Below are 14714 nucleotides of genomic sequence, written 5' to 3'. Positions count from 1 at the left end.
TCGGCTCCCGGTCAGCGCAGGGCCGTCGTCAGCGCTCCGGTGACCTCCTTGGCGAGGGGCTCGCGCAGGTCCGGCGCGTCCACCCGCTCGACCCGGATGTCCGTGCAGTCCACCCAGGTTGCCGCCTCGACCAGGGCCTGGGCCACCGCCGGGACCGCCTTCGGGCCGTCCAGCGTGACCTGCCTGGCCACCAGCGTGCTCCCCTCCCGAGCCGGGTCCACGCGACCCACGAGACGGCCACCGGCCAGCACCGGCATCGCGAAATAGCCGTAGACCCGCTTGGGCTTGGGAACGTAGGCCTCCAGTCGGTGGGTGAAGCCGAAGATCCGCTCCGTGCGCGCGCGTTCCCAGATCAGGGAGTCGAACGGGGACAGCAGGGTGGTGCGGTGGCGGCCGCGCGGGGGTGTCTCCAGGGCCGCGGGGTCGGCCCAGGCAGGCTTGCCCCAGCCCTCGACCGTGACCGGCACCAGGCCGGAGTCGGCGATCACCGCGTCGACCTGTTCGCCCTTGAGGCGGTGGTAGTCGGCGATGTCCGCGCGGGTGCCGACCCCCAGGGACTGGCCCGCGAGTCGGACCAGGCGGCGCAGGCATTCGGTGTCGTCCAGCTCGTCGTGGAGCAGATCGGCGGGGACGGCGCGCTCGGCGAGGTCGTACACACGCTTCCAGCCACGGCGCTCCACGCAGACCACCTCGCCGTACATCAGGGCGCGCTCGACGGCGACCTTGGTGCCCGACCAGTCCCACCACTCGCTGGTCTTCTTCGCGCCGCCCAACTCCGTGGCGGTGAGGGGCCCTTCGGTGCGGAGCTGCTTGATGACCTGGTCGTAGGTGCCGTCCGGCAGCTGGTGGTTCCAGTGCGGGCGGCTGCGGTAGGCGCGGCGGCGGAAGGCGAAGTGGGGCCATTCCTCGATGGGGAGGATGCACGCCGCGTGCGACCAGTACTCAAAAGCGTGCCGGTCAGTCCAGTAGGCGTTCTCCACCTTCTTGCGGCCCACCGCGCCGAGTCGGGCGTACGGGATCAGTTCGTGGGAGCGGGCGAGTACCGAGATGGTGTCGAGTTGGACCGCCCCGAGGTGACGGAGGACGCCGCGGACTCCGGCCCGGCGGTCGGGGGTGCCGAGGAAGCCCTGGGCGCGCAGCACGATGCGGCGGGCCTCGTCGGCCGAGAGGTCGGTGGCGGGAGGCGGGGTCGTCATGCATCCGAACGATAGGGCCCGGCACTGACAATGCGAGATGACCTGCGGATCTACTGAGAGGCGGGAAGATACTGCGCCGTCGACGGCAGGCCCAGGTCCGAGGGCAGCAACGCGCCCACCCAGCAGTCCCGGCGTACGCCCTGGTGGACGAGCGAGGAACGCAGTACGCCCTCGATGGTGAAGCCGACGCGCTCCGCCACCGCGCGCGAGGCGTGGTTGCCGACCTCCGCCCGCCATTCGACGCGGTCGATCGACCACTCGCCGAAGGCCCAGCGGGCGGCGGCCTCGACGGCCTCGGTGACGTAGCCGTTGCCGCGCTGTTCCTTGGTGCTCCAGTAACCGATCTCGGCCGTGCCCGCGGAGCGCTTGGTGAGGCTGAGCATGCCCACCAGCTCCTCTCCTTCGGGAAGGAAGAGGCCCCAGGTGAACATCGTGCCGTTCGCCCAGCCTTCCGGGACCAGCTGCTCCGTGAAACCCTGGGCGTGCTCGGGCAGGTACGGCGAGGGGATCGTGGTCCAGCGCAGGATGTCGGGATCCTGCACGGCCGCGAGGACGCTCTCGGTGTCCCGCGGGGCGGGCGTGCGCAGCAGGAGACGGGCCGTGGTCAGCGTGACGGGTTCCATCAGCTGATTCTGCTCAGGTGTTCGGTGAAGACGCCATCGGTTTAGCTGTGAGTGAGCGCGCGATCACAATTCACGCAATTCGTGGGCGGGGCGCGGCACCATCGGTGTTCCCCGTCCGTTGTTCCCTTTGAAACAGATTTGAAGGAGCTGACAGTCGGCGTACCCGGCAGGCCTCCCGGCGCGGCGGGGTCCTCGCATACGATGGCCGTTGCTCAGTAAGTCAAATGGAAACCGACCGTCCCAGGCCCGACCGGCAAGGAGACCAACCCCCGTGTCCGTCCTCTCGAAGATCATGCGTGCAGGCGAAGGCAAGATCCTGCGCAAGCTGCACCGCATCGCGGACCAGGTCAACTCCATCGAAGAGGACTTCGTCGACCTCTCCGACGCCGAGCTGCGGGCCCTCACCGATGAGTACAAGCAGCGGTACGCCGACGGTGAGAGTCTGGACGACCTGCTGCCCGAGGCCTTCGCCACCGTGCGCGAGGGTGCCAAGCGTGCGCTCGGCCAGCGTCACTACGACGTGCAGATCATGGGCGGCGCCGCCCTCCACCTCGGATACGTGGCCGAGATGAAGACCGGTGAGGGCAAGACCCTCGTCGGCACGCTGCCGGCGTATCTGAACGCGCTGTCGGGCAAGGGCGTGCACCTGATCACGGTCAACGACTACCTGGCCGAGCGCGACTCCGAGATGATGGGCCGCGTCCACAAGTTCCTGGGCCTCGAGGTCGGTTGCATCCTCGCCAACATGACGCCGGCCCAGCGCCGCGAGCAGTACGCGTGCGACATCACGTACGGCACGAACAACGAGTTCGGCTTCGACTACCTGCGCGACAACATGGCGTGGTCCCAGGACGAACTCGTCCAGCGCGGCCACAACTTCGCCATCGTCGACGAGGTCGACTCCATCCTCGTCGACGAGGCCCGTACGCCGCTGATCATCTCCGGCCCGGCCGACCAGGCCACCAAGTGGTACGGCGACTTCGCCAAGCTGGTCACCCGCCTGAAGAAGGGCGAGGCCGGAAACCCGCTCAAGGGCATCGAGGAGACCGGCGACTACGAGGTCGACGAGAAGAAGCGAACGGTCGCCATCCACGAGTCCGGTGTCAGCAAGGTCGAGGACTGGCTGGGCATCGACAACCTCTACGAGTCGGTCAACACCCCTCTGGTGGGCTACCTGAACAACGCCATCAAGGCGAAGGAGCTCTTCAAGAAGGACAAGGACTACGTCGTCATGGACGGCGAAGTCATGATCGTCGACGAGCACACCGGCCGTATCCTCGCCGGCCGCCGCTACAACGAGGGCATGCACCAGGCGATCGAGGCGAAGGAAGGGGTGGACATCAAGGACGAGAACCAGACCCTTGCCACGATCACCCTCCAGAACTTCTTCCGCCTCTACAAGCGCCACGACCACAACGGCAAGGAACAGCCGGGCCTCTGCGGCATGACCGGTACGGCGATGACCGAGGCCGCCGAGTTCCACCAGATCTACAAGCTCGGTGTCGTCCCGATCCCGACCAACCGGCCCATGGTCCGCAAGGACCAGTCGGACCTGATCTACCGCACCGAGGTCGCCAAGTTCGAGGCGGTCGTCGACGACATCGTCGAGAAGCACGAGAAGGGCCAGCCGATCCTCGTCGGTACGACGTCGGTCGAGAAGTCCGAGTACCTCTCGCAGCAGCTCAGCAAGCGCGGCGTCCAGCACGAAGTGCTGAACGCCAAGCAGCACGACCGTGAGGCGACGATCGTCGCCCAGGCCGGCCGCAAGGGCGCCGTCACCGTCGCCACCAACATGGCCGGCCGTGGTACCGACATCAAGCTCGGCGGCAACCCCGAGGACCTCGCCGAGGCGGAGCTGCGCCAGCGCGGCCTCGACCCCGAGGAGCACATCGAGGAGTGGGCCGCGGCCCTGCCCGCCGCCCTGGAGAAGGCCGAGCAGGCGGTCAAGGCGGAGTTCGAGGAGGTCAAGGAGCTCGGCGGGCTCTACGTCCTCGGTACCGAGCGGCACGAGTCGCGCCGTATCGACAACCAGCTGCGCGGTCGTTCCGGCCGACAGGGCGACCCCGGCGAGTCCCGCTTCTACCTGTCCCTGGGCGACGACCTGATGCGGCTCTTCAAGGCCCAGATGGTCGAGCGCGTGATGTCGATGGCGAACGTCCCGGACGACGTCCCGATCGAGAACAAGATGGTCACGCGCGCGATCGCGTCCGCGCAGTCGCAGGTCGAGCAGCAGAACTTCGAGACCCGTAAGAACGTCCTGAAGTACGACGAGGTCCTCAACCGCCAGCGCGAGGTCATCTACGGCGAGCGGCGCCGCGTCCTGGAGGGCGAGGACCTGCAGGAGCAGGTCGTGCACTTCATGGACGACACGATCGACGCGTACATCGCGGCGGAGACCGCCGAGGGCTTCGCGGAGGACTGGGACCTCGACCGGCTGTGGGGCGCGTTCAAGCAGCTCTACCCGGTGAAGATCACCGTCGAGGAGCTGGAGGAGGCGGCGGGCGACCGCGCGGGCCTGACCGCCGAGTACATCTCCGAGTCGATCAAGGACGACATCCACGAGCAGTACGAGGCACGTGAGGCGCAGCTCGGCTCCGAGATCATGCGTGAGCTGGAGCGCCGGGTCGTGCTGTCGGTCCTGGACCGCAAGTGGCGCGAGCACCTCTACGAGATGGACTACCTCCAGGAGGGCATCGGCCTGCGTGCGATGGCGCAGAAGGACCCGCTGGTCGAGTACCAGCGCGAGGGCTTCGACATGTTCACCGCCATGATGGAGGGCATCAAGGAGGAGTCCGTCGGCTACCTGTTCAACCTGGAGGTCCAGGTCGAGCAGCAGGTCGAGGAGGTCCCGGTCGAGGACGAGAAGCCGTCCCTGGCCAAGCAGGACGCGGTTCCGGCGCAGGCAGGCTCGCGTCCCGAGATCCGCGCGAAGGGGCTCGACGCCCCGCAGCGCAGGGACCTGCACTTCTCCGCGCCGACCGTGGACGGCGAGGGCGGTGTCATCGAGGGCGAGTTCGCCGACGAGGACGAGCCCGTGCGCTCCGAGGCGGACGGCCTCACGCGCGCGGAGCGGCGCAAGCAGTCCCGTGGTCGGGGGCGGCGCAAGAAGTAGGTACTGCCTACGGTGCGATGGGCGCCGTAGCGGATCGATGTGACGGTGGCTGCGGCGCCGTGGCACGGGAAGGGCCGGTCACCTCGGGGTGGCCGGCCCTTCGGCGTGTGACAGACCGGCGGGCTTCTCCGGGCCTGTCAGTCGTCGTCCGGACGAGGAGCCCGGGAGCCGCCCAGTTCGACCGCCGTGCAGCGCCAGCGGAGGTCCTGACCCTGTTCCAGGCGGAAGGCCATGGCACGCAACTGGTCGCCGGCACCGATCCGGGCGAACGCCTCCACGGCGCCCGGCCGGGGGACGTAGTAGCCGATGTCCCGGACGACCGGGCGGGTGCCGCGGGTACGCAGAGGACCGCGTTCGGCGAGCCGGGCCAGATCGTCGTAGGCGCGGCCCGCGGTGTGCCGGAGCATCGAGTGGACGGGGCGCTGACCGCTGAGGACGGCGAGGAGGAGATCTGCGAAGAGGTCGGTGGGGCGGGGCTGGGGGACCAGCGGGCGGCGCGGGGTCTGGGGCGGGACGACGGGGGCGGTTGCGGGGGCTGCGGGGCGACCGTCGGCGAAGGCTGCCGCGACGCGGGCGGAGGACGTAGAGCCGGCCGTGGTGGTCGTGTCGTTCGGACCCGGGATGCCTTGCGGGCGGGTGTCCGCGGGGCGCGTACGGGCGCGGGAGCCGCTGCCGGGGGAGCCCGGCGGGCGGCCGTCGCCCGGGGCCGTGCGCGGCGCGCTGCCGCCGGGCGCGCGGGGTGGCGTGCCGCCCGGGCGGCGGGAGTCGCGGCGAGCCGGCGGGCGGATGCCGGGGTGGTGCTGAGCCCTGGTCATGACCTTGTTCATGGGATCCCCGTTCTGCGAGCCCGGGAAGTACCGGGCGGTAACTTTCGTTGGGGATCTTGTACGGGGCCGTGGACCACGGCGGCAAGGAAGCGACCGGCCGCGTCGGGGCGCCGGAATGTTCACCTATCAGGGTGATCGGAGAGGGCTGAACCCCGTGACGCCGGGGGCGGGGCGAGTGAATTCCGGGACCGGGGTGGACGCCCGCCGAGGGGTGGGCAGGGACTCGAAAGGGGACGCCCGCACGTATCCTGAAGGCCTTCGCGGAGCCCTTCCGATCACGTTCTCCGACCACGAAAGCGGCCAGCCATGCGCGTCTACGTCCCCCTGACCCTCTCCGGTCTCGCCGAGGCGTACAAGACGGGTGAGCTGGGGGCCGGACCGCTCCTCGCCTACGCCGTCACGCCCGCCCTGCGTGAGTGGTACCTCTCCGACGACATCGAGGAACTGGAGTACGCGGCGCTCAACCGGGCCGCACTGGCCTCGCTACGGCTGCTCGCGGCGGACGCCGGGGCCGCGCGGCGCCGGGTCGTGGTGGCCGTCGACGTGGCCGACGGGGCGGCGGTCGCCGATCCCGACCGGGCGCTGGATCCCTCGGCGCTCGGTGAGGTGCGGGTGACCGGGACGGTGAGGCTGGCCAAGGCGGCCGCGGTGCACGTCGACTCGGACGACGCGGAGGAGGACGTCACCGCCGCCGCGGACGCGCTGGAGGCGGCCGACGCCGGGGACGACGACGCGCAGTTCGTCGTGGACGGGGCCGAGGACCACGAGCTGCTCTGGTACGCGACGCAGGAGATCCCGAATCTGGTGGGACTGGGCGGCTGAGCCCCTGATCCGTCCTGCCGGGTCGCCGTTTTACCCACTTTGACCTGCTCGTCTCTTGATTGTCAGTGGGGGCGGGTACGTTTTTGGCATGGGGAAGCTGACAGGGGCGCACATCGTCTGGGACTGGAACGGCACGCTGTTCCACGACAACGACGCGATCATCGGGGCGACGAACGCGGCATTCGGCGAGCTGGGGCTCGCGCCGATCACGATGGAGCAGTACCGGGCGCTGTACTGCGTGCCGGTGCCGAAGTTCTACGAGCGGCTGCTCGGCCGGCTGCCCACCGACGCGGAGTGGGAGGTCATGGACGAGACCTTCCATCGGTACTACACCGAGCACCGGGTCGGGTGCGGCCTCACCGAAGGGGCGGTGGAGCTGCTCGCGGGATGGCGGTCGGCCGGGCACAGCCAGTCGATCCTCAGCATGTACGTGCACGACGAGCTGCTGCCGCTGGTGCGCGGGTTCGGGATCGAGGCGCACTTCCTGCGGGTGGACGGGCGGACCGGGCCGTCCGGGGGGAGCAAGGCGGAGCACATGGAGCGGCATCTCACCGCACTGGTGGGGGTCGAGGCGGCCCGGACCGTGGTGATCGGGGACGCCGCGGACGACGCGGTGGCGGCGATGCGGGTCGGGGCGCGAGCCGTGCTCTACACCGGGGGGTCGCACAGCCGGGCCAGTCTCGAGGTGGCGGGGGTGCCGGTGGTGGACACCCTGGCGGAGGCGGTTGCGGAGGCCGAGCGCATAGCGGCGTGACGGCTCCTGTCGAAGAAGGTCATGGCCTGGAGACGACGTGGGCACTGTGCAGAGTGTCAAAGTTCCACCCCCGGTTTTGTACACATACGGCTCATGACGGCGCCCCTGTAAGGAGCGATAGCCTGGGTGGCGTGATCAGCGCGATAGTTCGCGGGGGCGCTGTGGCCCCCGCCCTGCGCCCGGTGCGCACGGAACACCTCCGTGGCCGGGCGGCGGTCGCTGGTCCTCGCGGGCGGGACGGGGCCGTAGGGGCCCTCATGACGCCGAGTACACCCTCGTCACCGGCGCGGCAGAGAGCAGCGTCACACCTGGCGGGCGTGTCGAGAATGGCTGATATACCCCCGCTCATCTCACCCTGCGGCATAGCGTCGGAGCAGACCGGAGACCCCGGGCCGTGGCGTCGAGCCGCAGGGGAAGAAACCGCACTTCCTTCTACGTCACGCAACGGCGCGCGACAGGAGTCAGAGGACAATGCAGACCAAGCTGGACGAAGCCAAGGCCGAGCTGCTCGAGAGGGCCGCACGGGTAGCTGAGAACAGCCCGGCCGGGGGGCACCTACCGACTGGGACGACGGACGAGGACACCCCCCGCACCCCGGACACCCCGGACAGCGAGACCGTCCTCGCGTTCCTCCAGCGCTACTACCTGCACACGGCCCCGGAAGACCTCACCGGCCGCGACCCGGTCGACATCTACGGAGCCGCTCTCTCCCACTTCCGGCTGGGCGAGACGCGCCCGCAGGGCACGGCCAACGTGCGGGTGCACACCCCCACGGTGGAGGAGAACGGATGGACGTGCACCCACACGGTCGTCGAGGTCGTCACCGACGACATGCCCTTCCTCGTCGACTCCGTCACCAATGAGCTGACCCGGCAGAGGCGCGGCATCCATGTCGTCATCCACCCCCAGGTCGTCGTCCGCCGTGACCTCACCGGCAAGCTCATCGAGGTCCTCACCGTCCCGCCCGTCGGCGATCTGCCGCACGACGCGCACACCGAGTCCTGGATCCACGTCGAGATCGACCGCGAGACCGACCGCGGCGACCTGAAGCAGATCACCGCCGACCTGCTGCGCGTCCTGTCCGACGTTCGGGAGTCCGTCGAGGACTGGGAGAAGATGCGGGACGCGGCGCTGCGCATGGCCGACGAACTGCCCGCCGAGCCCGTCGCCACCGATCTGCGCGACATGGAGATCGACGAGGCCCGCGAGCTGCTGCGCTGGCTGGCCGCCAACCACTTCACCTTCCTCGGCTACCGGGAGTACCAGCTCAGGTCGGACGACTCCCTCGCGGCAGTCCCCGGCACCGGCCTCGGCATCCTGCGCTCCGACCCGCACCACGCCGGCGAGGAGGGCCACCCGGTCAGCCCGTCCTTCGAGCGGCTGCCCGCCGACGCCCGCGCGAAGGCCCGCGAGCACAAGCTGCTCGTGCTGACCAAGGCCAACAGCCGGGCGACGGTGCACAGGCCGTCGTATCTCGACTACATCGGTGTCAAGAAGTTCGACGCGGACGGCAACGTCATCGGTGAGCGCCGTTTCCTCGGACTGTTCTCCTCCGCCGCCTACACCGAATCGGTGCGCCGGGTTCCGGTCATTCGGCGCAAGGTGGACGAGGTGCTCGAAAGGGCCGGTTTCTCGCCCAACAGCCACGACGGCCGGGACCTGCTCCAGATCCTGGAGACCTACCCGCGCGACGAGCTCTTCCAGACCCCCGCCGACGAGCTGGAGTCCATCGCCACCTCCGTCCTGTACCTCCAGGAGCGGCGGCGGCTGCGCCTCTACCTGCGCCAGGACGAGTACGGCCGCTACTACTCGGCCCTGGTCTACCTCCCCCGTGACCGCTACACCACCGGCGTCCGCCTCAGGATCATCGACATCCTGAAGGAGGAACTCGGCGGCATCAGCGTCGACTTCACGGCCTGGAACACCGAGTCGATTCTGTCCCGGCTGCACTTCGTGGTCCGCGTTCCGCAGGGCACCGAGCTGCAGCAGCTCAGCGACAGCGACAAGGAGCGCATCGAGGCCCGCCTGGTCGAGGCCGCCCGCTCCTGGGTCGACGGCTGGAACGAGGCGCTCAACGCCGAACTCGGCGAGGAGCGCGCCGCCGAGCTGTCGCGCCGCTACGGCAACGCCTTCCCCGAGGGCTACAAGGCCGACCACACCCCGCGCTCCGCGGTCGCCGACCTCGTCCACCTCGAACGGCTGGGCGAGGAGAACGACTTCGCGCTCAGCCTCTACGAGCCGGTGGGCGCCGCTCCCGAGGAGCGCCGCTTCAAGATCTACCGCAAGGGCGACGCCATCTCCCTGTCCGCGGTGCTGCCGGTCCTCAGCCGGCTCGGCGTCGAGGTGACGGACGAGCGGCCCTACGAACTGCGCTGCTCGGACCGCAGTAACGCCTGGATCTACGACTTCGGCCTGCGCATGCCCAAGTCGCAGAACGGCGGCGGCGACTACCTCGGTGACGACGGCCGCGAGCGCTTCCAGGAGGCCTTCGCCGCCACCTGGACCGGCAAGGCGGAGAACGACGGCTTCAACGCCCTGGTGCTGAGTGCCGGCCTGGGCTGGCGCCAGGCGATGGTGCTGCGGGCGTACGCCAAGTACCTGCGCCAGGCGGGCTCGACGTTCAGCCAGGACTACATGGAGGACACCCTCCGCCACAACGTTCACACCACCCGGCTGCTCGTCTCCCTGTTCGAGGCAAGGATGTCGCCGGACCGCCAGCGCGCGGGGCACGAACTCGTGGACGCCCTCCTGGAGGAGCTCGACGCGGCCCTCGACCAGGTGGCTTCGCTGGACGAGGACAGGATTCTCCGCTCCTTCCTGACCGTCATCAAGGCGACCCTGCGCACCAACTTCTTCCAGGAGGCCGCGGGCGGCAAGCCGCACGACTACGTCTCCATGAAGTTCGACCCGCAGGCCATCCCCGACCTCCCGGCCCCGCGCCCGGCGTTCGAGATCTGGGTCTACTCGCCGCGCGTCGAAGGCGTGCACCTGCGCTTCGGCAAGGTCGCGCGCGGAGGTCTGCGCTGGTCCGACCGGCGTGAGGACTTCCGCACCGAGATCCTCGGCCTCGTCAAGGCGCAGATGGTGAAGAACACCGTCATCGTGCCGGTCGGCGCCAAGGGCGGCTTCGTCGCCAAGCAACTGCCCGACCCGGTCGTCGACCGTGACGCGTGGCTGGCCGAGGGCATCGCCAGCTACAAGACGTTCATCTCGGCGCTGCTCGACATCACCGACAACATGGTGGCCGGTGAAGTCGTCCCGCCCGCCGACGTCGTACGGCACGACGAGGACGACACCTACCTGGTCGTCGCCGCCGACAAGGGCACCGCGACCTTCTCGGACATCGCCAACGGGGTGGCCGAGAAGTACAACTTCTGGCTCGGCGACGCCTTCGCCTCCGGCGGCTCGGCCGGCTACGACCACAAGGGCATGGGCATCACCGCCCGCGGTGCGTGGGAGTCCGTCAAGCGGCACTTCCGCGAACTGGCCCTCGACACCCAGTCCGAGGACTTCACCGTCGTCGGCATCGGCGACATGTCCGGTGACGTGTTCGGCAACGGCATGCTGCTCTCCGAGCACATCCGCCTGGTCGCCGCCTTCGACCACCGGCACATCTTCATCGACCCGAAGCCCGACGCGGCCACCTCCTACGCCGAGCGCCGCCGTGTCTTCGAGCTCCCGCGCTCCAGCTGGGCCGACTACAACACCGAGCTGATCTCGGCGGGCGGCGGCATCTTCCCCCGGACCGCCAAGGCCATCCAGGTCAACGCCCACATCCGCGAGGCCCTCGGCATCGAGGACAAGGTCACCAAGATGACCCCGGCCGACCTGATGAAGGCGATCCTCAAGGCACCGGTGGACCTGCTGTGGAACGGCGGCATCGGCACCTACGTGAAGGCCTCCACCGAGACCCACGCGGACGTCGGCGACAAGGCCAACGACCCGATCCGGGTCGACGGCGCCGACCTGCGGGTGCGGGTCGTCGGCGAGGGCGGAAACCTGGGCCTGACCCAGCTCGGCCGGATCGAGTTCGCGCTGCACGGCGGAAAGATCAACACCGACGCCATCGACAACAGCGCCGGCGTGGACACCTCCGACCACGAGGTGAACATCAAGATCCTGCTCAACGGTCTGGTCACCGAGGGCGACATGACGGTCAAGCAGCGCAACAAGCTGCTCGCCGAGATGACCGACGAGGTCGGCCGCCTGGTCCTGCGCAACAACTACGCGCAGAACACCGCCATCGCCAACGCGCTCGCCCAGTCCAAGGACATGCTCCACGCCCAGCAGCGCTTCATGCGCCACCTGGTGCGCGAGGGCCACCTCGACCGGGCCCTGGAGTTCCTGCCCACCGACCGCCAGATCCGCGAACGCCTCGGCGCCGCACAGGGCCTGACCAGCCCGGAAACGGCCGTCCTGCTGGCGTACACGAAGATCACGGTCGCCGAGGAGCTGCTGCACACCTCGCTGCCGGACGACCCCTATCTGCACGGCCTGCTGCACACGTACTTCCCGGCCGCGCTGCGTGAGAAGTTCCCCGAGCACATCGACAACCACCCGCTGCACCGCGAGATCACCACGACCGTCCTGGTCAACGACACGGTCAACACCGGTGGTACGACCTACCTGCACCGCCTGCGCGAGGAGACCGGCGCGTCGCTCGAGGAGATCGTCCGGGCGCAGACCGTGGCCCGCGCGATCTTCCGCTCCGGCGTGGTGTGGGACGGGGTCGAGGCTCTCGACAACCAGGTCGAGGCCGCCGTACAGACCCGGATCCGGCTGCACTCGCGCCGACTGGTCGAGCGCGGCACGCGCTGGCTGCTCAACAACCGGCCGCAGCCGCTCCAGCTCGCCGAGACCGTCGAGTTCTTCGGTGACCGCGTCGAACAGGTGTGGGCGCAGCTGCCGAAGCTGCTGCGGGGCGCCGACCTGGAGTGGTACCAGAAGATCTACGACGAGCTGACGGGCGCCGGCGTCCCGGACGAACTCGCCACGCGCGTGGCCGGGTTCTCCTCCGCCTTCCCGACGCTGGACATCGTCTCGGTGGCCGACCGTATGGGCCGCGACCCGATGGACGTCGCCGAGGTGTACTACGACCTCGCCGATCGCCTCCACATCACCCAGCTCATGGACCGCATCATCGAGCTGCCCCGCGCCGACCGCTGGCAGTCCATGGCCCGCGCCTCCATCCGTGAGGACCTCTACGCGGCCCACTCGGCGCTCACCGCGGACGTCCTGGCCGTAGGGAACGGCACCTCGACCCCCGAGCAGCGCTTCAAGGCCTGGGAGGAGAAGAACGCCCCGATCCTGAGCCGGGCGCGCACCACCCTGGACGAGATCCAGGGCTCGGACTCGTTCGACCTGGCCAACCTGTCGGTGGCGATGCGCACCATGCGGACGCTGCTGCGGCAGCATTCATAAGCGTTACGACGACGAGGGTGCCCGGAACCTCACGGTTCCGGGCACCCTCGTCGTCGTAGAGGGAAGGTGAGGCCGTGGGTCAGGCCGCGACCTTCGTCTTCGCCTTGTCCGGGCCGCCCGTGAAGTCCTCGTAGGCCGCCAGGACCTCGTCGGTCGGGCCGTCCATGCGCAGTTCGCCGCGCTCCAGCCAGAGCACCCGGTCGCAGGTGTCGCGGATCGACTTGTTGCTGTGGCTGACCAGGAACACCGTGCCCGCGGTCTGCCGCAGCTCGCGGATGCGGGCCTCGGAGCGCTTCTGGAAGGAGCGGTCGCCGGTGGCGAGGGCCTCGTCGATGAGCAGGACGTCGTGGTCCTTGGCGGCCGCGATGGAGAAACGCAGGCGGGCCGCCATGCCGGAGGAGTAGGTGCGCATCGGCAAGGTGATGAAGTCGCCCTTCTCGTTGATGCCCGAGAAGTCGACGATCCCCTCGTAGCGGTCCCTGACCTGCTCACGGGACATGCCCATCGCGAGGCCGCCGAGGTAGACGTTGCGCTCGCCGGTGAGGTCGTTCATCAGGGCCGCGTTGACACCGAGGAGGGAGGGCTGGCCGTCGGTGTAGATACGGCCGTTCTCCACCGGGAGCAGACCCGCGACCGCCTTGAGCAGAGTCGACTTGCCGGAGCCGTTGGTGCCGATCAGTCCGACCGCCTCGCCCTTGTAGGCGACGAACGACACGTTCTTGACGGCGTGCACCTTGCGTACGCCCGCTGCCTTCTCGGTCTGCCCCCGGCGCATCATGCGGTTGAGGGCGGCGGTGGCGGAGCCCCTGCCCGCGCCGGTGCCGTTGACGCGGTAGACGATGTCCACGCCGTCGACGACCACGGTGGGGATCTTGTCGTTCTCGATGTCAGCCACGGCCGTACGTCTCCTCAGCCTTCCAGAAGTAGATGAAGCCACCGACGCCGGCGACCAGCGCCCAGCCCACTGCGAGCGCCCACACGTGGTGCGGCAGCTGGCTCGCGTGGAAGCTGTCGATCAGGGAGTAGCGCATCAGGTCGATGTAGACGGCGGCCGGGTTGGCCTGGAGGACGGGGACCACCCAGGACGGCCAGTCGTGGTGGCCCTTGGCCAGCTTGTCGATGCTCCACATCACGCCGGAGACGTACATCCAGGTGCGCAGGACGAACGGCATCAGCTGCGCGATGTCCGGCGTCTTGGCACCCATCCGCGCCATGATCATCGAGACGCCCGCGTTGAACGTGGACTGAAGGACCAGCGCCGGGATCGCCAGCAGCCAGGACGCGGCGATGGGCACACCGAAGCAGAGCAGGATGACGACCAGGGCGGCCATCGAGAAGAGCAGCTGCTGGAGCTGCTGGAGGGCGAACGAGATCGGCAGCGCGGCCCGCGGGAAGTGCAGGGCGCGCACGAGGCCGAGGTTGCCGGAGATCGCGCGGGTGCCCGCCATGATCGAGCTCTGCGTGAACGTCCAGATGAACACGCCCGTGACCAGGAACGGGACGTAGTCCGGCACGTTCCTCTTGGTGCCCAGCAGCACGCCGAAGATGAAGTAGTACACCGCCGCGTTCAGCAGCGGGGTCATGACCTGCCAGACCTGGCCCAGCTTCGCCTGGCTGTACTGCGCGGTGAGCTTGGCGGTCGAGAACGCGGTGATGAAGTGGCGCCGCGCCCACAACTGGCGGACGTACTCCGGCAGCGAGGGACGTGCGCCGCTGACCGCGAGGCCGTACCGGGCGGCCAGGGCCGCGAGGTCGCCGTCGGTCGGGGGCGCTGTCGGGGGCGGTGTGTCGAGGACCTGGCTCACATCCGCTGCTTTCACTCGGGGGGTGGGGGTGGTGCGCGTGCGGTCGGCGGGCCCGTCATCCGACGTTTCCTTACGTGACTCTTCACGTTCTCTTACGTCGGGACGGGACCGTATCGTCGCAACGTGAGCGTAGGACGAGTGAGCGTCGGAACGC

At 69.2% G+C, this 14714-nt stretch carries 9 protein-coding genes; 4 read left to right on the top strand and 5 right to left on the bottom strand.

The features are described 5' to 3' along the window. Nucleotides 1-11 precede the first annotated feature (11 nt). Nucleotides 12-1196, bottom strand: a complete 1185-nt coding sequence (locus tag AQJ46_RS39450) for a winged helix-turn-helix domain-containing protein (RefSeq protein WP_059210137.1) — start codon at nucleotides 1194-1196, stop codon at nucleotides 12-14. 50 nt (nucleotides 1197-1246) lie between these two features. Then, the gene (locus AQJ46_RS39445; RefSeq protein WP_059210136.1) at nucleotides 1247-1819 is read right to left on the bottom strand and encodes a GNAT family N-acetyltransferase; all 573 of its coding nucleotides are present in this window, start codon (nucleotides 1817-1819) and stop codon (nucleotides 1247-1249) included. A 271-nt stretch (nucleotides 1820-2090) separates the two neighbouring features. Here AQJ46_RS39445 and secA point away from each other — a divergent pair, with 271 nt between their 5' ends. After that, a complete protein-coding gene (gene secA, locus AQJ46_RS39440) occupies nucleotides 2091-4931 on the top strand; it encodes a preprotein translocase subunit SecA (RefSeq protein ID WP_059210135.1) in 2841 nt (946 codons plus the stop codon). Between the two features lie 137 nt (nucleotides 4932-5068). Here secA and AQJ46_RS39435 read toward each other — a convergent pair whose 3' ends face one another. Next, nucleotides 5069-5758, bottom strand: coding sequence for an Rv3235 family protein (locus AQJ46_RS39435; RefSeq protein ID WP_059210134.1), 690 nt, complete (start codon nucleotides 5756-5758; stop codon nucleotides 5069-5071). A 306-nt stretch (nucleotides 5759-6064) separates the two neighbouring features. Between AQJ46_RS39435 and AQJ46_RS39430 the strand changes: the two genes are divergently transcribed. The 3 genes from AQJ46_RS39430 (at nucleotide 6065) to AQJ46_RS39420 (ending at nucleotide 12755) form a co-directional block, all read left to right on the top strand. Next, nucleotides 6065-6580, top strand: coding sequence for a DUF6912 family protein (locus AQJ46_RS39430; protein WP_059210133.1), 516 nt, complete (start codon nucleotides 6065-6067; stop codon nucleotides 6578-6580). An 88-nt stretch (nucleotides 6581-6668) separates the two neighbouring features. Then, a complete protein-coding gene (locus tag AQJ46_RS39425) occupies nucleotides 6669-7334 on the top strand; it encodes an HAD family hydrolase (protein ID WP_059210132.1) in 666 nt (221 codons plus the stop codon). 471 nt (nucleotides 7335-7805) lie between these two features. Beyond that, nucleotides 7806-12755: an NAD-glutamate dehydrogenase gene (locus tag AQJ46_RS39420; protein ID WP_059210131.1), complete on the top strand. Its 4950-nt coding sequence runs from the start codon at nucleotides 7806-7808 to the stop codon at nucleotides 12753-12755. Between the two features lie 79 nt (nucleotides 12756-12834). On the opposite strand, the gene AQJ46_RS39415 is transcribed toward AQJ46_RS39420, so the two are convergent. Both AQJ46_RS39415 and AQJ46_RS39410 read right to left on the bottom strand, forming a co-directional pair. Beyond that, a complete protein-coding gene (locus tag AQJ46_RS39415) occupies nucleotides 12835-13650 on the bottom strand; it encodes an ABC transporter ATP-binding protein (RefSeq protein ID WP_057610782.1) in 816 nt (271 codons plus the stop codon). Beyond that, a complete protein-coding gene (locus AQJ46_RS39410) occupies nucleotides 13643-14560 on the bottom strand; it encodes an ABC transporter permease (protein ID WP_057610783.1) in 918 nt (305 codons plus the stop codon). The genes AQJ46_RS39415 and AQJ46_RS39410 overlap by 8 nt, the downstream gene beginning before the upstream one ends. Nucleotides 14561-14714: the final 154 nt, after the last annotated feature.

Source organism: Streptomyces canus (assembly GCF_001514145.1).
In the GTDB taxonomy this organism is placed as follows: Bacteria; Actinomycetota; Actinomycetes; order Streptomycetales; family Streptomycetaceae; genus Streptomyces; species Streptomyces canus.
This window is presented reverse-complemented; position numbering and strand designations above follow the sequence as displayed.

What these genes read in the sequence shown, in the direction of transcription:
- AQJ46_RS39430 (WP_059210133.1), top strand. Translation starts at nt 6,065, where the DNA reads ATGCGCGTCTACGTCCCCCTGACCCTCTCCGGTCTCGCCGAGGCGTAC.
- AQJ46_RS39425 (WP_059210132.1), top strand. Translation starts at nt 6,669, where the DNA reads ATGGGGAAGCTGACAGGGGCGCACATCGTCTGGGACTGGAACGGCACG.
- AQJ46_RS39435 (WP_059210134.1), bottom strand. Translation starts at nt 5,758, where the DNA reads ATGAACAAGGTCATGACCAGGGCTCAGCACCACCCCGGCATCCGCCCG.
- AQJ46_RS39445 (WP_059210136.1), bottom strand. Translation starts at nt 1,819, where the DNA reads ATGGAACCCGTCACGCTGACCACGGCCCGTCTCCTGCTGCGCACGCCC.
- AQJ46_RS39420 (WP_059210131.1), top strand. Translation starts at nt 7,806, where the DNA reads ATGCAGACCAAGCTGGACGAAGCCAAGGCCGAGCTGCTCGAGAGGGCC.
- AQJ46_RS39450 (WP_059210137.1), bottom strand. Translation starts at nt 1,196, where the DNA reads ATGACGACCCCGCCTCCCGCCACCGACCTCTCGGCCGACGAGGCCCGC.